This window comes from Pseudoalteromonas sp. FUC4, assembly GCF_008370255.1.
In the GTDB taxonomy this organism is placed as follows: Bacteria; Pseudomonadota; Gammaproteobacteria; order Enterobacterales; family Alteromonadaceae; genus Pseudoalteromonas.
Genome location: NZ_SEUI01000002.1, coordinates 271,127 through 293,098, shown reverse-complemented (window position 1 = coordinate 293,098; position 21,972 = coordinate 271,127). Strand labels below are relative to the sequence as shown.

At 38.1% G+C, this 21,972-nt stretch carries 19 protein-coding genes; 10 read left to right on the top strand and 9 right to left on the bottom strand.

Going from position 1 to position 21,972, the window contains the following annotated elements:
- Positions 1–900: an ATP phosphoribosyltransferase gene (hisG, locus tag EU510_RS07290; RefSeq protein WP_039487703.1), complete on the bottom strand. Its 900-nt coding sequence runs from the start codon at positions 898–900 to the stop codon at positions 1–3.
- 419 nt (positions 901–1,319) lie between these two features.
- On the opposite strand from hisG, the gene EU510_RS07285 reads away from it, so the two are divergent.
- Complete coding sequence (locus tag EU510_RS07285; RefSeq protein ID WP_149592915.1) at positions 1,320–1,556, top strand: hypothetical protein; 237 nt, start codon at positions 1,320–1,322, stop codon at positions 1,554–1,556.
- Between the two features lie 115 nt (positions 1,557–1,671).
- On the opposite strand, the gene EU510_RS07280 is transcribed toward EU510_RS07285, so the two are convergent.
- Entirely contained in the window at positions 1,672–3,525 is a 1,854-nt protein-coding gene (locus EU510_RS07280) for a cytochrome c/FTR1 family iron permease (RefSeq protein ID WP_149593286.1), read from the bottom strand.
- A gap of 283 nt (positions 3,526–3,808) precedes the next feature.
- Entirely contained in the window at positions 3,809–5,092 is a 1,284-nt protein-coding gene (locus EU510_RS07275; protein WP_149592914.1) for a cation:proton antiporter, read from the bottom strand.
- A 330-nt stretch (positions 5,093–5,422) separates the two neighbouring features.
- Here EU510_RS07275 and EU510_RS07270 point away from each other — a divergent pair, with 330 nt between their 5' ends.
- The 3 genes from EU510_RS07270 to EU510_RS07260 all read left to right on the top strand — a co-directional run bounded on the left by EU510_RS07270 (position 5,423) and on the right by EU510_RS07260 (position 8,463).
- Positions 5,423–7,339, top strand: coding sequence for an ATP-dependent DNA helicase (locus tag EU510_RS07270; RefSeq protein ID WP_002960248.1), 1,917 nt, complete (start codon positions 5,423–5,425; stop codon positions 7,337–7,339).
- A gap of 9 nt (positions 7,340–7,348) precedes the next feature.
- Entirely contained in the window at positions 7,349–8,050 is a 702-nt protein-coding gene (gene tsaB / locus EU510_RS07265) for a tRNA (adenosine(37)-N6)-threonylcarbamoyltransferase complex dimerization subunit type 1 TsaB (RefSeq protein WP_149592913.1), read from the top strand.
- Between the two features lie 83 nt (positions 8,051–8,133).
- Positions 8,134–8,463 carry a hypothetical protein gene (locus tag EU510_RS07260; protein ID WP_149592912.1) on the top strand — a complete coding sequence of 110 codons (330 nt, stop codon included), beginning with the start codon at positions 8,134–8,136 and terminating at the stop codon, positions 8,461–8,463.
- Between the two features lie 95 nt (positions 8,464–8,558).
- On the opposite strand, the gene EU510_RS07255 is transcribed toward EU510_RS07260, so the two are convergent.
- A complete protein-coding gene (locus tag EU510_RS07255; protein WP_149592911.1) occupies positions 8,559–9,848 on the bottom strand; it encodes an alkaline phosphatase in 1,290 nt (429 codons plus the stop codon).
- 410 nt (positions 9,849–10,258) lie between these two features.
- On the opposite strand from EU510_RS07255, the gene EU510_RS07250 reads away from it, so the two are divergent.
- From EU510_RS07250 to rnd, 3 genes are all read left to right on the top strand, one after another.
- Entirely contained in the window at positions 10,259–11,110 is an 852-nt protein-coding gene (locus tag EU510_RS07250; RefSeq protein ID WP_149592910.1) for an alpha/beta hydrolase, read from the top strand.
- Between the two features lie 115 nt (positions 11,111–11,225).
- Positions 11,226–12,878 carry a long-chain-fatty-acid--CoA ligase FadD gene (gene fadD, locus EU510_RS07245; RefSeq protein WP_149592909.1) on the top strand — a complete coding sequence of 551 codons (1,653 nt, stop codon included), beginning with the start codon at positions 11,226–11,228 and terminating at the stop codon, positions 12,876–12,878.
- A 51-nt stretch (positions 12,879–12,929) separates the two neighbouring features.
- Positions 12,930–14,060, top strand: coding sequence for a ribonuclease D (gene rnd, locus EU510_RS07240; protein ID WP_149592908.1), 1,131 nt, complete (start codon positions 12,930–12,932; stop codon positions 14,058–14,060).
- A 161-nt stretch (positions 14,061–14,221) separates the two neighbouring features.
- Here rnd and minE read toward each other — a convergent pair whose 3' ends face one another.
- The 3 genes from minE to minC are packed head-to-tail and all read right to left on the bottom strand — an operon-like array spanning position 14,222 to position 16,006.
- On the bottom strand, positions 14,222–14,485 hold the full coding sequence (minE, locus tag EU510_RS07235) for a cell division topological specificity factor MinE (RefSeq protein ID WP_004334706.1): 264 nt from the start codon (positions 14,483–14,485) through the stop codon (positions 14,222–14,224).
- A gap of 1 nt (position 14,486) precedes the next feature.
- Positions 14,487–15,296, bottom strand: coding sequence for a septum site-determining protein MinD (minD, locus tag EU510_RS07230; RefSeq protein WP_004334708.1), 810 nt, complete (start codon positions 15,294–15,296; stop codon positions 14,487–14,489).
- Positions 15,297–15,301: 5 nt separating this feature from the next.
- On the bottom strand, positions 15,302–16,006 hold the full coding sequence (minC, locus tag EU510_RS07225; protein ID WP_149592907.1) for a septum site-determining protein MinC: 705 nt from the start codon (positions 16,004–16,006) through the stop codon (positions 15,302–15,304).
- Between the two features lie 155 nt (positions 16,007–16,161).
- On the opposite strand from minC, the gene EU510_RS07220 reads away from it, so the two are divergent.
- Positions 16,162–16,449 (top strand): YcgL domain-containing protein, encoded by a 288-nt coding sequence (locus tag EU510_RS07220; protein ID WP_149592906.1) that lies wholly within the window; start codon positions 16,162–16,164, stop codon positions 16,447–16,449.
- On the top strand, positions 16,442–17,458 hold the full coding sequence (locus EU510_RS07215; protein ID WP_149592905.1) for a lytic transglycosylase domain-containing protein: 1,017 nt from the start codon (positions 16,442–16,444) through the stop codon (positions 17,456–17,458). Before EU510_RS07220 ends, EU510_RS07215 begins: the two co-directional genes overlap by 8 nt.
- Positions 17,459–17,498: 40 nt before the next feature.
- On the opposite strand, the gene EU510_RS07210 is transcribed toward EU510_RS07215, so the two are convergent.
- On the bottom strand, positions 17,499–18,044 hold the full coding sequence (locus EU510_RS07210; protein WP_024596846.1) for a GbsR/MarR family transcriptional regulator: 546 nt from the start codon (positions 18,042–18,044) through the stop codon (positions 17,499–17,501).
- Between the two features lie 205 nt (positions 18,045–18,249).
- Between EU510_RS07210 and adhP the strand changes: the two genes are divergently transcribed.
- On the top strand, positions 18,250–19,260 hold the full coding sequence (gene adhP, locus EU510_RS07205; protein WP_149592904.1) for an alcohol dehydrogenase AdhP: 1,011 nt from the start codon (positions 18,250–18,252) through the stop codon (positions 19,258–19,260).
- Positions 19,261–19,388: 128 nt separating this feature from the next.
- On the opposite strand, the gene EU510_RS07200 is transcribed toward adhP, so the two are convergent.
- On the bottom strand, positions 19,389–21,809 hold the full coding sequence (locus EU510_RS07200) for a TonB-dependent receptor (protein WP_149592903.1): 2,421 nt from the start codon (positions 21,807–21,809) through the stop codon (positions 19,389–19,391).
- Positions 21,810–21,972: the final 163 nt, after the last annotated feature.

Here is a 21,972-nt window from a genome sequence, read left to right as displayed (position 1 = left end):
TTACTCCATCATTTTTTCAATTGGCATAACTAAAATAGAGTTAGCGCCTAGGGCTTTTAACTGCTCCATTGTTTCCCAAAATAATGTTTCACTGCTTACCATGTGAAGTGCTACGTACTCTTCGTTACCAGCAAGGGCAAGTAGAGTAGGTTGACCAGAACCTGGTAAGATTTCACAAATTTCATCAAGCTTGTTTTTTGGAGCGTGTAGCATGATGTATTTGCTTTCTTTAGCTTGTCTAACACCACGTAGGCGCGGCATAAGCTTATTGATTAGTGCTAGTTTGTCAGCGTCTTGAAGATCTTTATTTTGAATTAAACAGGCGTTTGATTCTAAAATTGTATCGCCTTGAATTAAGCCGTTAGCTTCAAGTGTTGCGCCAGTAGATACTAAATCACAAATTGCATCAGATAAACCTGCACGTGGTGCTACTTCAACAGAGCCAGTAAGCATTACTGTACTTGCGTTAATGCCTTCGCGCTTTAACCACTGCGTTAAAATTTCTGGGTAGGTAGTTGCAATACGTTTGCCTTCAAACCAGCTCTTATCGCGAGCGCCTAGCTCTTGTGGCCATGCAAGTGCAAGACGACAGTAACCAAAATCTAGTTTTGAAAGTTTGTTGACTTCGCTTGGAACACCTTGACGTTCACGTTCTGCTTGAACTTCCACTAGTACGTTTTCGCCAACGATACCTAAATCACATACACCGTCCATTACTAAACCAGGAATATCGTCATCGCGCACACGTAGTACGTCAATTGGCATATTAGTTGAGTGTGCAATTAAGCGTTGTTCACGAAGGTTAAGTTTAACACCTAACTGTTTTAACAGATCTTGACAATCTTTAGATAGGCGGCCGCCTTTTTGGATGGCGATACGTAGACGATTTGAGTTACTCATTATTCATTTTCCTTTAATTTAAAAACTAAAAACCCCGAGGGGAACCTCAGGGCGAAAATGAATCAATGTTTTTTGAATCGCCAGAGGTTCCTTTTAGGAATAACCTCTCAGCGAAAGACCTGACAGGTTATTCCGGTGAATGGTGGTGATGATGTACTGTTGTCAGGTTTAAGCGCATTTTTTATCCTATGTAACTGCTCGTTATTATAGTAACGTTCAGTTGTTATCTGTTTAAATAAATTTCGCATTCATAAAAACATAAACAGCCGTATTATGGCAAGTTTTTTTTAGCTTAATTAAAGCATATCTTATAACTGTCGATAATATTGGGAAGAAAAGTGCAATTTTTGTATATATTTGTTTGTTTATTAGCCAAACCAAGCGTTTAGATAATTAAACAATAAACTAAGGGAGTGTGTATGGATATCATGATTCCTTATTTAGGAAGAATAACCAGACTAGAAGTTGAGTCAAAAAGTGCTTTTCATATTGCGGGTGTGCAAAGTGGATCGGCCGCTGAAAAAGTTGAGCTAGAGAATAAAAAAAGGCGTGAGTTACAAAAAAAGAAAACGCTCAATATGCTTGATGATAAAAATAATAAAAAAAACGCTAACGTAGACGATGACGAAAACCCCCATTTAGATACATGGGCTTGATAATACCAACTTTACTAAATACATAAGCAATTAACTCAAAAAGGCCCTTGCGGGCCTTTTTACTATGTATTTTGCTTATGCCAATTAGCTTAAACTCTTAAGCAGATAGGCATTACTATTGGTTTTTGCTTTTAAATATATAAAAGCTAAATATAGCGAACACACATACCTGAGCTATAATACCTTGCCATGTTGACTTAATACCAAGCCATGCTATATCAAAGCTCATTGGTAGCGAGGTAATACCTATTATGTCGGCCTCTTGTAATGCAATTACGGCTTTGCCCATAAGCACAAACGAGAGTGCAAATAGTAGGTAAGTGGTAATGGCAAAAAACTTAGCCACCGGTAATTTAATCGAGTATTTAATTAATACCCACGTAATAATAGCTAGTATTGCTATAGCTATCGCAAAACCCGATGCGATAGATGAATATTGAGCAGGTGAGCTTTGCGTTAATAAAGACTGATAAAACAATACGGTTTCGAATACTTCACGGTATACGGCAATAAAAGAAAGCCCCGCCAATCCCCAAAGTGTTCCCGACTCAAGACGCTTATCTATGTTGTCTTTTATGTATTTTTGCCATTGTTGCGCACTTGTTTTACTGTGCATCCATACGCCAACATACAGTAAAATTACAGCGGCAAACAATGCACCAGCACCTTCCATTACTTCTCGACTTGCACCACTTATTTCTATTAATGTTTGCGCAGCAGCCCATGTTAATCCACCGGCAATAAGTGCTGTTACCCAGCCAATATGTACATACTTAAGCGCATCTTGACGTTTCGTTTTAATAAGCACAGTCATAAGGGCAATAACAACTAAGAGTGCTTCTAAGCCTTCTCGCAGTAATATGATTAAACTTGCTGAAAGTAGAGCGCCATCAGTTAGCTTTGTTTCGTTTAGCATGCTATCAGCTTTAGCGAGTTGCGTGAGTGCCGCATTTACTTTTTCGGCAACGACGGCTGTATCTTTTTCGTTTTTGAATGTTTGGCGCAGGCTCATCAGTTGTACTTCGATGTTTTTACGCAAAGTCTCGTCGTAGGCATTTAAGTTGTTTTCAACAAGCTCAAAGCCATCTAAGTATGCACTAATTGCTAAATCACTTGCTTGTGAGTAATTGCCTTTAGCATGCGCGGCTTGTGCTGCTAGTAATTGCGTGCGAGTAACTGTTATCGGATTTTTGTTAGCGCTAAATAATTGTTCTGGGTTACCACGAAGCCATTTAACGTAATGTGCTTGTGCTTCACTTTGACCTGCCGATAATTGTGCAGGGTTTAGGTTTACAATCTGCGAAGCCGTAATGTTTTGTTCTACATTTTGTGGTTTTTGAACATCTTTAAATGCCAAGCTACCTACATAGAAAGCTAAAGACCATCGTTGTTGTTCGTTAAATTGAGTAAAAGCAACCATAGGTGTGTCGTCAATGCCGTTACTTACAGCGTCAAATAACCCCATTAATGAGCGGTTAGTTGCACGTTCTTCGTCGGTAAAATTGGTAGGTTCTGGCGATAAATCTTTTGCAAGCGGGCCGTCGCCTTGACCACTTAGGCCATGACACATTGAGCAGTTAGCAGCAAAAAGCGCTTTAGTTTGCTCAACCGCAAGCAACGATGTAGGTAATGATAGTTGTGGCATAAAAATAAGCAGCGACTCACGAAGCGCTGAGCTTGCTGCACGTACATCAGCAACACTCGCTTTATTAGCAATCGCTGTATGCAGTGCTTTAGCTTGTGCCTTTACTGTATCAAACTCATTAGTTTGGCCTGATAGCTGTCCAGCTTGCTCAATAATGACGTGCGAAAATTCAGTCATTTCTTGATATTCGTCGGGGTCTAGTATTTCACCATTTCCAACAGCTGCCACGTAATCTACACCTACATACTCTGCAAGCTGTGCAATTTGTTTTATTTTTGTTTGCTCATTAGGTGAGGCCGACACATTAAAGCTTGCCATAGCCATTATAAAAAGCACAAAAAAACAATGAAATTGTCGTTTGCCCATAGATATCAAATTAAAAAACACGTGAGAATTATTTTTGGACATTGAAAAGCCCTACAGAGGAAAAGCCAAAATTATAATTGTTTTCATTTGCATTTCAAGTGGATTAATTTAAACAAAGAAGATAAATAAAAAGGATAACAATTTATAGAACTTTTAAGTGTTTTTGTAACACGAGAGTAACAGTAACCAAGTGATTTATATAATAACTTGGTTACTGAGTTGATTGCTCACAAAGCATTTATTACTTTGCTTGCTCAGCTGATTTAATGCTGCTTTGGATAAGCGGCGAAATAGTTAAGCCTTGTACAATAATAGAAAATATAACCACAACGTAAGTAACAATAACGATTAGGTTATGTAGGTCAGAGCCGCCTACAAAAACTTGCTCGCGTGGGATTGCTGCTGCCATTGCCAGTGCAAGGCCACCACGTAGCCCACCCCAGGTTAAAATTTTAACACTGTGTTTATCGTAAGTTCTAAAGCGTTTAAAGATAACAAAGGGTGCGCCTACGCTAATAAAGCGTGCTATTAATACTGCAGGTACCATCAGTAAGCCTAAGCCAATTTCACCAAGTGTGATTGGCATAGTTACTATTAGCATACCTATTATTAAAAACAGTAGGGCATTTAAAAAGCTATCGGTTGCATGCCAAAAATCTTTTACGTAACGAGTATCTTCAGGCCCCGTGCGCTCAGTTGCTTTAGAGCGAGTAATGTTCCCCATTAATATGCCACTGGTTACCATGGCAAGTGCGCCTGATATTTCCCAAATATTTGCAGCGGCAAAACCTGCGGTAGGAATAGTTAAGGTAATTAATAAGCGAATATTTACATCGCGGCTATTAATAATTAAAAAGTGGCCAACCAAAGCGATAACTAAACCAAATGCAATACCGCCTAGGGCGTCTACAAAAAAGAGTTCTGCTATATCGCCAAATTGTGCATCGGTGCCATAAAAAGCAACTGAAAAAATGGTCGTAAATATTACCAAGCCAATACCATCGTTAAATAACGACTCACCTTCTACTTGAACTGAGATACCCTCTGGTGCACGCATTTGTTTAATAATAGCAAGTACAGCAATAGGGTCGGTTGGGCTAATAAGTGCGCCAAATAATAAACAGTATATAAATGGTACATCAAAGCCAAATAAGGCAAATAGATAAAAACTTAAATAACCGACTATAAAAGTAGAAGCAATGGTTGAAAATAGCACTAGTGCGGTTATTTCCCATCGTTGTTTACGAAGCGCCATAAGGTTAATTTCCAATGCGCCAGCATAAAGTAAAAATCCGAGCATACCTTTGAGTAATAACTCGTTAAAGTTAATACTGGAAACAATTTGGGTCATGGCTAATGCATTTTGATCGCCTAATAATTTAACGGCAATAATCAATAATAAAGAAATAACAACTGAGCCTGTAGTAATGGCAATTGTAGTTTGCATTTTGAGGATATATTGGTTTGCAAAAGCAATAAAAATTGCAATGGCAGAGAGAAAACAAATGAGATACCAAGCATTCATTGGCTAACCTTACTATTTTTAAACGACACACGAAAAAGAGGATTATAAACCCGCGTATGGTACTCCTGTAATATTTCAGAGTCACAGTTTTTATGTCTAAATATAGCTTTTAATAGGGATTATTTTTAGTAGGAGTTAATAGGAAATTGGGCTTTGTAAATATTGTCATTATTAAATTAAATGTACGTTATAAATACACAGTATATTGTAAAATCGAATGATTAATTACACTATTAAAGTGCGTACTAATTCGTAAAGTAAAAGTGGGTTTTGTAATTACTTGCCCTTAATGCTTTGCTTACGTAAAATCCCGCTATTATTTATTTTAAAGTGATTGGTATTATCAAACAGCTGTTTAGTGCAACCGGGCCTTTGGCGTTATCTTTAGATGGGTATACGCCTCGCCAACCACAAATTGATATGGCAGTAGCTGTTGCGGATGCATTAAAAAACAGCTCACAATTAGTTGTTGAAGCAGGCACGGGTACTGGTAAAACATTTGCATACTTAGCCCCTGCACTTAAGTCAAAAGGGCGCACGATAATATCAACAGGCTCTAAAGCTCTACAAGAGCAGCTTTATCACCGCGATTTACCGCAACTAGTTAAAGCTTTAAGTGCTTCAAAAAAAACCGCCTTATTAAAAGGGCGCGCCAATTACCTATGCACCTACCGACTTAATCAACATGTTGCGCATGTACCTACTGACGACTCTGACGTAATGCATCAACTAGCCATGGTAGCTAAGTTTGCAAGCGAAACGCAATCGGGCGATTTAGCCGATTGTATTGGTATAGAAGATGATGCCAAAGTATTGCCTTATGTAAATTCAACAGCTGATAACTGCTTAGGCAAAGAATGTCCAGATTTTCAAAGCTGTTATATTCGCAAAGCACGGTTAACTGCGGCCGATGCCGATGTGGTTGTGATTAATCACCATTTGTTTTTTGCTGATATGGCTGTAAAAGAAAGTGGCTTTGCTGAACTTATGCCAAAAGCTGATGCGTATATATTTGATGAAGCCCATCAGTTAAGCGAAATTGCCAGTGATTATTTTGGTGAAAGTGTAAGCACTAAAAAGCTTGTGGATTTAATTAACGATTTACGTGCTATTTATAGAGCTGAAATTCCCGATATGCTGCAACTGGGTAAAAGCTTAAACAAGCTTGAGACAAGCGTAGCTGACTTACGATTACAATTTGGCGTTGATGGCAGTCGTGGCGATTGGCGAGAAAAACTCAGCGATAAACAAATATGCGCGGCGCTTCATCGTGTCATCAGTGATTTAGATTTTGTTTACCAAGTACTTAAACTTTGCTTAGACAGAAGCGATAAAATAGAGCATCCGTTTGAGCGTGCCTTGGCATTTAAAGGGCAGTTAGAGCGGGTTTTTGACACAGCCCAAACTGGCTTTAGTTATTGGTATGAAACAACGCGCCGTTATTTAACAATTAATATAACGCCATTAAATGTATCAGCTAAGTTTGCTCAAATGATGCAAGACACGGGCGCAGGCTTTGTATTTACTTCAGCAACACTTTCGGTTGATAATAAACTAGAGCATTTTAATGCAAGCCTAGGTTTAAAACCAAAACAAAGCATGATGGTAGATAGCCCATTTGATTATCCTAACCAGGCGCTGCTGTGTTTACCCCGCTACTTACCTGAATCGCACGCTGATAATATGCCGCATGCGATTGTAAAACTAACACTTGAGCTTATAAAATCAGCGCAAGGGCGTTGTTTTGTGCTATTTACTAGTTATCGAATGATGCACTTAGTGGCCGAAGGGCTTACTACACAAATAGACTACCCAGTTTATATGCAGGGGCAAATGTCTAAGCGTATTATTTTAGAGAAGTTTACTCGCCATGGTAATGCGGTATTACTCGGCACGGCTTCTTTTTGGGAAGGTGTTGATGTACGCGGCAGTACATTAAGCTGTGTTATTATAGACAAATTGCCATTTGCAGCCCCTGACGATCCATTGCTACAAGCTAAAATGCAAGATTGCCAAATGCAAGGAAAAGACCCTTTTTCACACATACAATTACCGCAGGCTGTTATTGCGCTAAAACAAGGTGTAGGGCGTTTAATTCGAGATAGTAAAGACAAAGGCGTACTTGTAATATGCGATAATCGCTTAGTTACACGCCAATATGGCCAAGTATTTTTGAAAAGCTTACCGCCGATGCGCCGCACGCGAAGCTTAGAAGATGCCAATACATTTTTAAAACAAATTAATTAGAGTACTAAAATGATCAAAAGTAATATTCTTGCCCTTGATGCTTCAACTGAAGCACTTTCAATTGTTTTACATTACCAGGGCCAAACGTTTCATCATTTTGAAGAGTGTCCGCAGCAGCATAGCCAAAAAATACTTCCACTTGTAGATGAGCTCTTAACTAAAGCAAACTGTAAATTAAAAGATTTAGACGTAATCGGTTTTGGCCAAGGGCCAGGTAGTTTCACCGGTGTACGTATTAGTGTAGCAATAGCACAAGGCTTAGCATATTCAACTAATTTGCCGCTTGTAGGTGTTTCTACACTGGCTACTATGGCTCAACAAGCGTTTGAGCAAAACGGCAGCCTGAGCGTCTATCCAAGTATAGATGCGCGTATGGGGGAGATATACTTTGCACATTACCAAGCGCAAAATAATTTAATGCTTTTAGTTAACCAAGAATGCGTTATAAAACCTGATTTACTAAATAATGAGTATATAGCAGCCACGGAGCCATCTGTAGCGGTGGGTACGGGCTTTAAAACCTATCCTGATGCGCTTAATGACTTTGCAAACGTGACAATTAATACTGAAATTACATTGCCTGATGCACGTTATATGTTAGCGCATGTTGAAGCCGCGTTTTTAGCAGGGGACGTTGTAAAAGCGAGTGACGCTCAACCTAAATATGTGCGCGATACAGTAACGTGGAAAAAGTTACCAGGTCGAGAGTAACCAAATCTTGAATTCAAGTATTATTTGCAAATTGGTTGTTTTTAAATCATAATTTTATGCATTATTAAGGTTGGAGACGCGTAATGACGCTGCCTATTGGTTCAGGTTTTTTTACCGGAGATATTCCGGGTAGGGTTAGCTCTACTAAAGTTGTTACTAATAAGCCACAGAGTTTATTAGAGCAACCGGCTGCTAACAAAACAAATACCGATTACGTAAAAAGCAGTGTTGAGGGTGTTGAACTTGCTAATCAGCTTTTTAAAAGCAGTGCTAAAAGCAATGAATACAGCCAAACAATTTACGACCAACCTACAGTTCAAGTAAGCAAAGCGATTTCTACTTATACTGAATTTGCTAATTTAGAGCGCAGAGCAGAAGTACAAAATTTAATAGGCGTCGATATATACGCTTAACGCTTATTTAAGCGCTCTATATAAATACAGCGATAAAATTTAATAAAAAGCCCGAACAAATGTTCGGGCTTTTTGTGTTAAAAACCACGTAAAGCTTACTGCTTAATAAAGCCAATCAGCTTATCTGCAATATCAGTATTATTTTGTGAGCCGATAAATTGTTCACTGCCTTTGCCATAGGCAAATACCTGCACGTCTACAGCGGTATGCCCGCCTGTTGTCCAGCCAGTAAAGCTTGCATCGCTAATAATACTCTTAACAGCTAAATTAAGCGCTTTTTCGCCCATTTTTTTAGCTTGTTCAAGTTTTATTTGGTTTTCAGTTGTAAATTCAATATTGGTGTTAGCAGTCCATACTGGTTTTAAGTCTTTAGACTCCATAAGTTTGTCTGTTAACTTACTTGCCGTTGCCTTAACACCCTTAATTACGTCTGTTTCCCATTTGAATTGACCGTGCGAACCAATAGTTAAGCCACCCGTTGAGTGATCGGCTGTAACTACAAGTACAGTATCTTTATTTTTATCAACGTACGCTTTTGCTTTTTCGATTGATTTAGCAAAGTCGTCCATTTCAGCCATCGCACAGGCTATATCGTTAGAGTGACCACACCAATCAATTTGGCTGCCTTCAATCATCATAAAAAAGCCTTCTTCGTTCTGGTTATCTAGTAAACCAAGTGCTTTAGATGTTAACTGAGTAAGGCGAGTTGGGTTCATATCAAGTGCAAATGGCAGGCCTTTGCTTGCATATAAACCTATGGCAGGTATTTGTGTAATTTGGCCCAAATTATTAATATCGTCACCGTATTGGTAGCCAGCCGCTTTAAATTCTTCAACTAAATTACGGTCATCACGAATAAAATATTTAGTACCGCCACCTAGCATTAAATCAACGGGTAATTTACCAGCAATTTTATTATCAATATAATCGTTGGCAATATCATCGTAGTTGTAACGAGATTCATTGTGAGCTGTAAAGCTGGCAGGCGTTGCATGGTTTATTTGTGACGTTACAACTAGCGCTGTTGTCATACCACGCTCTTTTGCAATTTCAAGCATAGTTTTAACTGGTTTTTTTTCTGTATCTACAGCAACCGCGCCATTATAACTTTTATGACCGCTACTAAGTGCTGTAGCACCCGCTGCACTGTCTGTTACATAAGTATGGTCGTCAGGGTAGGTATGAGCCATGCCTTTTAAAATAGTGTCAAAAACCGTGCCTTCTACTTTTTTTGTTGCAGGGTCATCTTTAAAATAGCGGTAAGCCGTGGTGTAAGCCGGACCCATGCCATCACCAATCATATAAATTACATTTTTAGGTGCTGATTCTGCGTAAGCACCAGAAGCGGTGCATAAAAGTGCCAATAAGCTGATCTGTTTTTTCATGGTTGTACCTTATGAGTGTACCTTATTTAATAGCCGCTGATATTGTATACAGATAGGATGATAAATAAATGAATATCTAAGATATTTATAATTTGGGGTTATATAAATAGAATTGTAGTTAACACTGTTAGTTCTATTTATTTAAATTATACTTGTTATAGCTTAAGTACATATAATGCTATCACCTTTTAATTGTTTAAAAGGCATACAAAGTAAACATATTTAAATCGGTCAGTTTATTTTTTATGTAATTAAACTTATGATATTGTTTAAATTTTATTTTATATGTTTTGCTTTCTTTAGATCGCCAAGATAATTAAATAGCGAATTTGGCACCATTTTCTCGGTTAGTGGTCTGACAACTTGTATGCTATAAATAATAATGCTTTAAATTTATAAAGGAACTTGCTGTGAAGCCATTTAATATTGAAACCAATAACTTAAATATTCATGGCTTAAAAGTAGGTTTTGGGGACGAAATAGTAATAGCGTTACATGGTTGGTTAGATAACTGCCACAGTTTTATACCCATGTTAAGTAAAGCTAAGCCAAAGCACACTTGGTACTGTATTGATTTTGTTGGGCATGGTTTATCATCTTGGCGAAGTGATGATGCACATTATTATTTTGTTGATTATATTGATGATGTGTACCAACTTATCAATGCGCTTGGTGTTAAAAAAGTTCATTTAGTTGGTCATTCGATGGGAGCGATGGTTGCAGGGCTTTTTGCTAGTTGCTTTAGTGATTATGTAAAGTCTGTTACCTTTATTGAAGGGATTGGTTGTGTTACAACTCCTAGCGAAGGCGTATGTGAACAGCTAAAAAGTGCTGTATTAAATAGATCGCGCTTAAAAAATAAGAAGCAGAGAGTTTATAAATCGAAAGAACTTATTTATGAAGCACGTGCCCAAACAACCGATTTAAATAGTGAGCTTATTGCTCTTTTAATGCAGCGAAATATAAAATCGGTTTTAGATGGTTATACATTAACAACAGATCCAAAGCTTAAAAATCACTCAGGTTTTAGGTTTGATGAGGCGCAATGTATTGGTGCAATAAAAGATTTAATTGCACCGTGCCAATTAATTTTAGGTAACGAAGGTTATTCGTTTGTAAAACAAAATATGGCAAAGTATATTAGTTATTACAATAGCTTAAAGGTAATTAATGTAGATGGTGGGCACCATTGTCATATGCAAAGTAACGAACTATGTTTTAAGCATATTCAAGACTTTATGCTGCAAAATGGTGCATGTTAATTGTAAGTTTACGTAAAATGTGGGATTATTCCTCCATTAGAGTATTTGCTCAATTGTTAAAGCGCCTTACTTAGATTAAGGTTAATAAAAATATAATTATAAACAGGGGCTAAGAGTGGAAAAAATCTGGCTTAAGCGCTACCCAGAGGGTATGCCTGAAACAATCGATCCTGAGCATTACAACTCGTTACTCGAAGTGTTCGAAAAAAGTTTTACCGACTACACCGATTTACCTGCATTTACTAATATGGGTAAAACGCTGTCTTATAGCGAAATAGATACAGCAACAAAAAAAGTTGCTTCCTACATTCAAAATGATTTAGGTCTTAAAAAAGGCGACAAAGTTGCCGTAATGATGCCTAACTTACTACAAACACCAGTCACTATTTTAGGTATTTTACGTGCGGGTTGTGTGGTTGTAAATGTTAACCCACTTTACACTGTGCGTGAGTTAGAGCATCAGCTAAAGGATTCTGACACTACTGCCATTTTCATTTTAGCAAACTTTGCTGACACACTAGAAAAGTCACTTGCACACACTGATGTTAAACACATTGTAGTAACGCAAGTAGGCGATATGGTTGGTGGGCTTAAAAAGCACATAGTTAACTTTGTTGTGAAGCACATTAAAAAAATGGTGCCAAAGTTCAACTTACCAAACACAATTAACTTTTCAGACGTTTTAGCTGCAGACGAAACTAAATATACACGTCCTGAAATGAGCTTGTCCGATCTTGCTTTTTTACAGTACACCGGTGGCACAACAGGTGTATCTAAAGGGGCAATGCTGAGCCATGGCAACATGGTTGGTAACCTTGAACAAGTTTCAGGCTGTTTAGACAAAGTGTTAAATCGTGGTACAGAAGTTGTTGTTACCGCTTTACCGCTTTATCATATATTTGCTTTAACAGCTAATTGCCTGACGTTTATGAAGTACGGTGGTTTAAATATATTAATTACAAATCCACGAGATATGCCTGGGTTTGTTAAAGAGCTAGGTCAGCATAAATTTACAGCTATTACGGGTGTTAATACGTTATTTAATGGTTTATTAAACACACCGGGCTTTGCTGAACTTGATTTCAGTCATTTAAAAATGTCACTTGGTGGCGGTATGGCAGTGCAACGTCCTGTTGCTGAAAAGTGGCAAAAAGTGACTGGCTCAAAATTAATGGAAGGCTATGGCCTAACAGAATGTTCTCCATTGGTAACTATTAGCCCTTATGATTTAGAATCATATAATGGTTCTATTGGTTTGCCTGCGCCTAATACTGAAATTAAGTTAATACTTGATAACGGTGAAGAAGCCGCTAAAGGTGAGCCGGGTGAAATGTGTGTGAAAGGCCCGCAAGTTATGGTGGGTTATTACAAGCGACCAGATGCAACCGCTGAATGTTTAAAAGATGGCTGGTTTGCAACAGGTGATATTGCAACTTATGACGATGAAGGTTTCTTCTTTATTGTAGATCGCAAAAAAGACATGATCATTGTATCTGGCTTTAATGTTTTCCCTAACGAGATTGAAGAAGTAGTGGCTATGCACGAAGGTGTGCTTGAAGTTGCTGCTATTGGTATTCCTCACGATGTAAGTGGCGAACAAGTTAAAGTTTTTGTTGTTAAAAAAGACCCTTCTTTAACTGAAAAAGATATAATAAGTCACTGTCGTGATAATTTAACTAATTACAAGGTCCCAAAACTGGTAGAGTTTAGGGATGAGTTACCTAAAACTAACGTAGGTAAAATACTCCGAAGAGCCTTGAAAGATTAGCAACCTATAAAAAAGCCGACATATGTCGGCTTTTTTATTGTAGGAGATTAAGTGCAATACCAATTGATCGAAACCCAAAATCAACTGAACACTTTTGTTGAACAAATAAAAAACAAGCCTATTTTAGCTATTGATACTGAGTTTATGCGTCGTCGCACTTTGTATCCAGAAGTTGCACTTATCCAAGTTTTTGATGGTGAGCATTTAGCGCTTATCGATCCCTTAGCTGAGCTCTCATTATTCGATTTTTGGGAAATACTAAAAGATCCTAGTGTTTTAAAAGTACTGCATTCACCTTCAGAAGATATTGAAGTTTTTCAAAAGTACGCAGGTTTTGTTCCATCCCCATTATTTGATACACAATTTGCGTTGCAGTTACTTGGGGAAGGTAACTGTATGGGCTTTGCCCTTATGGTAAAAGAGTTGCAAGGTATTGAAATAGATAAAAGTGAATCACGTACTAACTGGCTGCAACGTCCGTTAACTAAAAAACAATTAGATTATGCTGCTGCAGATACTTTTTACTTATTGCCGTGTTTCGAGCTGATTATAGAACGTATTAATGCCGCAGGGTTCTTTGACATTGTAATAAACGAGAGTGAGCTGATAGCTAAAAAGCGTGCGTTTCAAACACCAGACGAGCTTTTATATAAAGATATTAAAAATGCATGGCAACTTAAACCGCACGAACTCGCGGTTTTAAAAGAACTTGCTGTATGGCGCAGAAACAAAGCCATTAAGAAAAATTTAGCGCTAAATTTTGTGTTAAAAGAACATAACATGACTGAAATTGCTAAACGTGGTCCTTCAAGTTTAAATGCTCTACGACAAATTCCAGGAGTTGAAGCTATTGAAGTTAATCGCTCTGGTGTAGATATAATAAAGTGTATTGAAGTTGCCAAAGCTGTACCAGATGCTGAGCACCCTGATGTACTTAAGCGCTTAATTGATTTTCCTACTTATAAAAAAGTAGCCAAAGATATTAAACAAAAGATCACTAAAGTAGCTAAAGAGCACAATATACCAGAAGACGTTATGGCCTCTAAAAAGCAAATTAATCAATTGATTAGTTGGAATTGGAAGTTAACTAATGAGCAAAAAAAGAGTCATATAAAGCCTGACTTACTAAGCTCTTGGCGATACAGCTTCGTTAAAGATGCCTTAAAAGAGTGGGATACTTAACGCTAAATATATACCTTTAACTGTGTGATAAGGGTCTATTGGTTCATATTACATGGTTAAAAGATTTTAGTTGAGCGCAGGCATAAAGCGTAGATATTCACAGTGATTATTACAAAGTAAATAAAAATAAAGAGGGCGCTTATAAAGCGCCCTTTCTTCAATTACTTCTTTTCTTCATCAGGTAGTGTAACGTTTAGCTCAAGTACGGCTAAGTCGTCTTCGTTTTGATCAAACTGAACCTGAACTGCATCGGTACTTACGTTCACGTATTTACGGATCACATCTAAAATATCTTGTTTTAATTGTGGTAAGTAATCCGGCGTTCCTCGTTGAGAACGCTCGTGCGCGACAATGATCTGCAATCGCTCTTTTGCTAGTGACGCACTGTTTTTCTTTTCTGAGCGGAAGTAGTCAAGTAAAGACACGTTAACCTCCAAAAATCCGTTTAAATAAGCCTTTTTTCTCAACGTCTAAGAAGCGAAAATCGACGGTTTCACCTAGTAAGCGGTTAATTGCATCAGAATAAGCTTGGCCTGCATCAGATTCTGTATCCAATATAACAGGTTGGCCTGAGTTTGAAGCACTTAATACCGCTTGCGATTCAGGAATAACCCCTAATAATGGGATTGACAGAATATCTTGCACATCTTCTACCGATAGCATTTCACCTTTTTCAACACGACCAGGGTTATAGCGTGTTAATAGTAAGTGTTCTTTAATGTTTTCTAGGCCTTCTTCAGCACGTTTTGATTTGCTGTGTAAAATACCTAAAATACGATCTGAATCTCGAACTGACGATACTTCTGGGTTTGTTGTCACAATTGCTTCATCAGCAAAGTACATTGCCATCATAGCGCCAGCTTCAATACCTGCTGGTGAATCACATACTATGTAATCAAAGTCTTCTTTTAGTTCATTTAGTACGCGTTCAACACCTTCACGTGTTAAAGCATCTTTATCACGTGTTTGTGAAGCGGGTAGTAAAAATAATTTGTCTACACGCTTATCTTTAATAAGCGCTTGGTTAAGGTTTGCCTCACCATTAATTACATTTACAAAGTCATAAACAACACGGCGTTCACAACCCATAATTAAATCTAAGTTACGTAAACCAATATCAAAGTCGATAATAACTGTTTTATAGCCTTTTAACGCTAAGCCTGTGCCAATTGCAGCACTTGATGTTGTTTTACCAACACCGCCTTTACCTGAGGTAACGACAATTACTTTTGCCATGAGATTTATCCTTTAACCAAAGCTGAAATTTCTAATGATTCGTCTTTTTGTTGTATTTGCACTGCATTTCCCCAATGTTCGCCTTGAAGGGAGTCACTGATCCAGTAGTTACCATCTATTGAAACCAACTCGGCTTCAAGTTTTTGGCAAAAAATGTGTGCTTCTTTAAAACCTTTTGCGCCTGCAATAGCGCGACCGCGTAGCGTGCCATAAATATGCACATTGCCATCGGCAATAACTTCAGCGCCATGACTAACTGCGCCAAGTACTATCAAATCTCTATCTTTTGCATAAACTTGTTGTCCAGAGCGAACTGTACCGCTGATAATTTGCGCTGGTAAATGAACCGTTTTTTCTACAATAGACGTATTAGCCTCTTGTTTAACAGGTTCGCTCTTAACGTCTTGTGAATAATTTAAAACAGATAAGCCAGCCGCTTTAGCTTGGGCATGTTGCTCATCAGAGCCATTACACACACCCACCGCATTAAAGCTCATGCGCTCAATCAACGATTTTAAGTGTACAAAATCGAGTGAACTGTTTTTAACTTCAAGTAAATTAACAACAATAGGAGCACCTTCAAAAAATCTAGGTGCTTGGGCTATTTTTACATACAGTTGTTCTGCTAGAAGGGCTATATCAGTACTATAAAGATGTAAAACTGATAACGTAAAAAGATTCCCTTTTAACTCAAAAATTTGGTCCGACATACACGCTCAATTGAATTGTCTGATTAAAAATCAATATTAGATAAACATAGGCTGAATAAGGCCTTTATTGAAATTTCTAATCTAATTTTTCTAACTTATTATTACTCTCATGTTATAGTGTGCGGCATTGTTAAGCAAGAATTTATAGGGCCATAATGCTCACTGCAGTATATAAAAGTAAGAAAAAAGCGGATACGTTCTTATTTGTCGAAAAAAGAGATGATTTTAGTAAAGTTCCGGAACCTTTGATGACTATGTTTGGTCAACCTATTTATGTGATGATCATCAACTTAGCAAAACGTGAGCATTTAGGTGGGGCAGATTTAGAAACTGTAAAATCTGCGTTATCAAACCCTGATAAAGGCTACTACTTACAAATTCCACCACCTGAGCAAAATTTGCTAAGCCAATTACGAAAAGACAATGGAGTTGATAGTGATTAAAAAACTTATCGTTATATTATGTGGTGTATGTTTAAGCTCACCTGTTATGGCAAAAACTCAGGCTGAATTTCAAGATTATTTAGCGAATTTAAAGCAAGAAGCCATTGCAAAAGGTTACGAAGCCAAACTTATTGACGATGCGTTTGCAACAGCAACGTACAAAGAAAAAGTGGTTTCGGCTGACAAAAACCAGCCAGAAGTAAAAGAAACCCTTGAAACGTATTTACCAAAACGTGTACCACAATGGAAAATTGACCGTGCACGTAAGCTTTACGCAGAAAACAAAGAGGTACTTGAAAAAGTAGCGAAAGATTTTGGCGTACAAGCACGCTTTATAGTCGCGCTTTGGGGACTTGAAAGTAACTTTGGTACCATTCAAGGTGGCCATAACGTTATTTCATCATTAGTGACACTTGCTTTTGATGGCCGCCGAGAAGCTCTTTATAAGCGCCAACTTTGGGCTGCACTGGATATTTTAAAGTCGGGCCACATAACGCTTGATAAATTTAAAGGGTCTTGGGCAGGTGCTATGGGGCAAACGCAATTTATGCCTACCTCTTTTAATGCTTACGCGGTTGATTACAATAACGATGGTCGTAAAGATATTTGGACTACAAAAGAAGATGCTTTTGCTTCAATTGCTAATTATCTAAAGCAAGAAGGTTGGAATGACTCTCTTACGTGGGGTCGCCAAGTTCAGCTACCTGAAAACTTTGACAGTAAATATGTTTTAGTGCGTGGTACAAAAACACGCAAGCAGTGGTTAGAATATTGGAACGACTCAGAGCGTTCATTAGCGGATTGGCAAGCACTGGGTGTTCGTAAAGCTGATGGTTCTGATTTACCTAATGTGGACGTACGTGCTGCGCTGGTTATGCCTGATGATATAAATGGCCGTATGTACTTAGCGTATGATAACTACAAAGTGTTTATGCATTGGAACCGCTCGTATTACTTTGCTACTAGTGTCGGTTATTTGTCGGATAGAATTGGTTATCCAAAAATCTAATTTTTAAAATATATCTATAAATAAAGCCGCAATTGCGGCTTTATTCTTTTTTGAATATTTTTTCTTTTAGGTCAATAACTTTACCAATTCCAGAACCTAGTTTCATCAGCTTATTAAGCTGCTCTGGCGTTAAACGTTGCAGCTCTGATGACCATTTAGTGACGGTTTCAAGTAGGTTGTGAATCTCCCCCATTTGTTTTTGTGCATAAAGCTCATCGTCGTTACTGGCTTCGTCTAATAAGTTATCGCGTAGCAATGTTAAGGTGGGCTCAATTTCGCGTTTTTTACGTTCTTCAAATACGCGATTCGCCATATCCCAAATATCGCCAGCAGGGGCATAGTACTCTTTACGATCGCCAGGAATATGCTGTACTTTAATTAACTGCCACGATTGCAGCTCTTTAATACCCATACTTACATTACCGCGAGAAATACTAAGCGCATCTGCAATCTCATTAGCTGTCATTGGATTTTTAGTAATAATCAGCAAACCACACATTTGCCCAATCGTACGATTGAATCCCCAGCGGCTGCCCATCTCACCACAATGCATTACAAAGGCAAAATTCTTTTCGGATAAACTCATAGCTTAGTAACTTTCAGTAATTTCAGAAAGTAAATGCTAGCACGCTCATTTTGGATAGCAAGTTCTTAGCCATTTTATAAATTATATTTTAACGACTAAAGTATGATTTAGATTAATATTTATACATCTATATTGGGGTATGTTGTACACAACAATACGTAAATAAATCCTTATTTTTAATTTTTTCACATACGATGGAATGACTATGAAAGCTGCAATTAATAATGAATACAAAGGTAAATTACAAATAACAGACTTACCAATTCCTGAGGTTGGAATAAACGACGTTTTAGTAAAAATAGCCGCTTGTGGCGTTTGTCACACCGATTTACATGCCTGTCATGGTGATTGGCCGGTAAAGCCAAAAATGCCATTAGTTCCAGGGCATGAAGGAGTCGGTGTTATTGATAAAGTTGGAAGTAACATTAAGCACTTAGAAGTTGGCGATAAAGTGGGTGTTCCTTGGCTCTATAGTGCATGTGGGCACTGTGAGTTTTGTTTAGATGGTAAAGAAACACTCTGTTTATCGCAGCACAATACCGGCTATTCTATTGATGGTAGTTATGCAGAATATTGTTTAGCACATGGCGACTATGTTGTAAAAATACCAGAAGGTCTCGGTTTTTCTGAGGCTGCTCCATTATTTTGTGCAGGTGTTACAACCTATAAAGCATTAAAAGTATCTGGCGCTAAACCAGGCCAGTGGGTTGCTATTGTTGGTGTGGGCGGATTAGGTCACTTGGCCGTGCAATACGCTAAAGCAATGGGTTTTAATGTAATAGCTGTAGATACTGGCAAAGAAAAACTCGCGCTTGCTAAAGAGTTAGGCGCAGATATTACTCTTGATTTTAAAGAAGTTGTTCCTAGTGAAGCTATTTTTGAACAAGTAGGTGGCGCGCATGGCGTTGTGTGTACTGCGGTATCTAAAGCGGGGTTTGAACAAGCTTATAAAAGTGTACGCCGTGGCGGTAAATGTGTATTAGTCGGATTACCCCCAGAGGATATGCCGCTACCTATTTTTGATACAGTGCTCAATGGCGTGTCAGTAGTGGGCTCTATTGTTGGTACGCGTAAAGATTTGCAAGAATGCTTGGAATTTGCTGCGCAAGGTAAAGTAAAAGCGATTATTGAAGAAAAACGCTTAGAGGACATTAACGAAATTTTTGATGATATGCTCAAAGGTGAAATTAACGGTCGCATAGTGGTTACTATTTGATTTAGATTAAGTGTAGATCAAACATAAAAAAGCACGGCTTCTAAATTAGAATACCGTGCTTTTTAAGTATTTAACTAACCTGAGCTCTGCTTGAGATAGATTTATTATCCAGAGTTCAGGTTAGCGAGTTAAAGTGTGTAACTAAAACTTAATTTAGCATTACGCTCTTCCCCTGGCATACCACCTAAAAACATTGCTTTTGAGTAATATTTTTTGTTAAACAAGTTATTTAAGTTTAACTGCATATGCCATTTATCAGTTGTATACGATAGAGCTGTATCGTAAGTAGTGTAACTTGGTACATAACCATCAGGAATCGAGAACGAACTTGAATTAGTACTTCTGTTATCTACAAATGTAATACCACCACTTATATTTACAGCTTCAGGTAAGTTAAACATATCTGCGTAGTAGGTTACCCACGTACTTGCTGTTACGTAAGGCACACCTTTTTGGCGTGTATCATAACTGCTGCTATTAGGATTACTTTTGTCTCGTGCATCTTGATAAATACCGTTTATGTTTATCTTCCATTTATCATTTAAGTAAGCGTTTAAATCAAGTTCAACACCTTTTGTTTGCTCTTTACCATCATAATAGCTCTCAGGTACATTTGAGCCTGATGTTAAAGCGTCATAAAGCGGGTTTGCGTATTCTAAATTAGTACGAGAGCTTTCAAATACAACAACAGATGCTAGTAGTTGGTCATCAAACGCTTTAAATCTAAAGCCTAGGTCGTTACTTATAGACTCTGAATCTTCTCGGTCAGCTTCATTACCTGCCACTGAACCTAACACACTATAAGCGGTACGACCTTTTGAATGATTTACAAATACAGATAAATCTTCAGATGGCTGATACGTTGCACCAAGGTTGTATGTTAAGCCTGAATCTGATGTACTCGCTTCAGGAGTTGGCTCTGCACGGCTAGAACTGTAACGCTCATCAACACCAAAGTGCTCATAAGTTTGCTCAATTCGGTTATATGCTACACCAATACGCGTTGTAAGTTCTTCAGTTATGTAGCCTACATGTTGAATACCTAAGCCCCATGCTTGTACTTTTTTATTGTAGTCGCTGGTTTTAAGTGGATCGAAGTCATCAAAGCTGCCAGATGGCCAATTTGGTTCTCTTATATCGTAAATATACGGTAAAGAACCTTGGTACGTTACATCACCATCATTGTTTGTGAGTACGTAATCTTGATCCCATATTGAGAATTGTTTAAAACGAATATCTCTATCTTCATAGTTGGCGTTAACAAGCAATTCGTTATCTACGTCGCCTAACATAAAGTCATAACGTAAATCTAAAAAGTACTGCCACGATTTTTCATCGGCTTCTACTTGGCGGTATTCTTGGCGGCGTGCTGCAAACGGGTAAAGTACGCCGTCTTCAACTAAAGGTGCACGAGGGTCATTATTAATAATGCCACTGCGCGTTGAATAGACGTAGTTATATGCACCTGTTTGGCGTGCAAAACTAGATGTGTAGTTGCGGTACTGTAGCTGCTGGTTTAAAAACAAATCGTCAGTAATGTAGTAGTTATGCGTTAATTTAAAACGCAGCTCTTCACCTTTGTTGGCATCAGCCATTGGTGAAATAATACCATTTGTGCCAAAGCTATAAGGTGTTAAGCCATCAGATGCAGATAGCGAATTAGCAAGTTGGTCGCGTTGTGCATCACTTAACTGTACGCCGCTTCCTGTTGGATCGTTTACTAAATCGGCACCGGTAACTTCACCTGCGCTTAAACCGTTTGCAGTTTCTGCGTTGTAAATACGAATAGGGTGACCAATAGAATCAACCGCTATTTCATCTTTTATATACGCTGCAGAAAGCATGATGTTTTGTCTGTCATTAAGCACGTATTTAAGTGAGGTATAAATTTCGTCGCGATCTTCTTTTAAATCACGAAAGCCGTCACTTGACGCTGTTTTAGCCATTACACGATAGGCCAAGTCATCAGTTATAGCGTTGGTGCTATCAAACGATAATGAATAGCTATCCCACTGGCCAAGCTCAGCCGCTACTTTGTGTTTTTCTTCAAACTCTGGTTTTTTTTCAATTAAGTTAATTACGCCGCCTGCACTACCAATGCCATATAAACCTGTTGCAGGGCCTTTTAAAACCTCAACAGATTCAACATTTGTAAGTGAACGAGTTGGGTTAAATGTATTACCCAAGCCTGCACCACCGTACATACCATCATAGGTGTAGTTTGCATCTAAACCACGAATTACTAAGTTATCACCAATACCGTAGTTATTACCTGCTTGTGTTAAACCACTTACGTTTCTAACTAAATCTTGTAGGCTATCTACACCTTGAGATTCAATCAGTTCTCGGTCAATAATTACAACCGGTGCAGGTGTTTCCATTAAAGACATGTCTGATTTAGTAGCAAGACCTGAGCTCATCACCACGCGGTTTTGTTTTTCGTATACGCTGATGCGTTCAATATCAGCATCAACTTGTGTATTTTGGGCAAATGCCATATTTGCATTTAAACAAGCAAGAGTAATAAGAGAGTACTTAAACGTTTTCATAGAGTGATAACTATTCGCGTTATTGAATTTGCGCGAATGATAATGGTTATTGTTTTTAAAGTGAATAGAAAGTTCATTTTATTTGATTAAATCAAACTGTTCGGATAATTAATAAACAAAGTTAAGCCTATAAAAGGTACGTTGTACCTTTTATAGGCTGCTT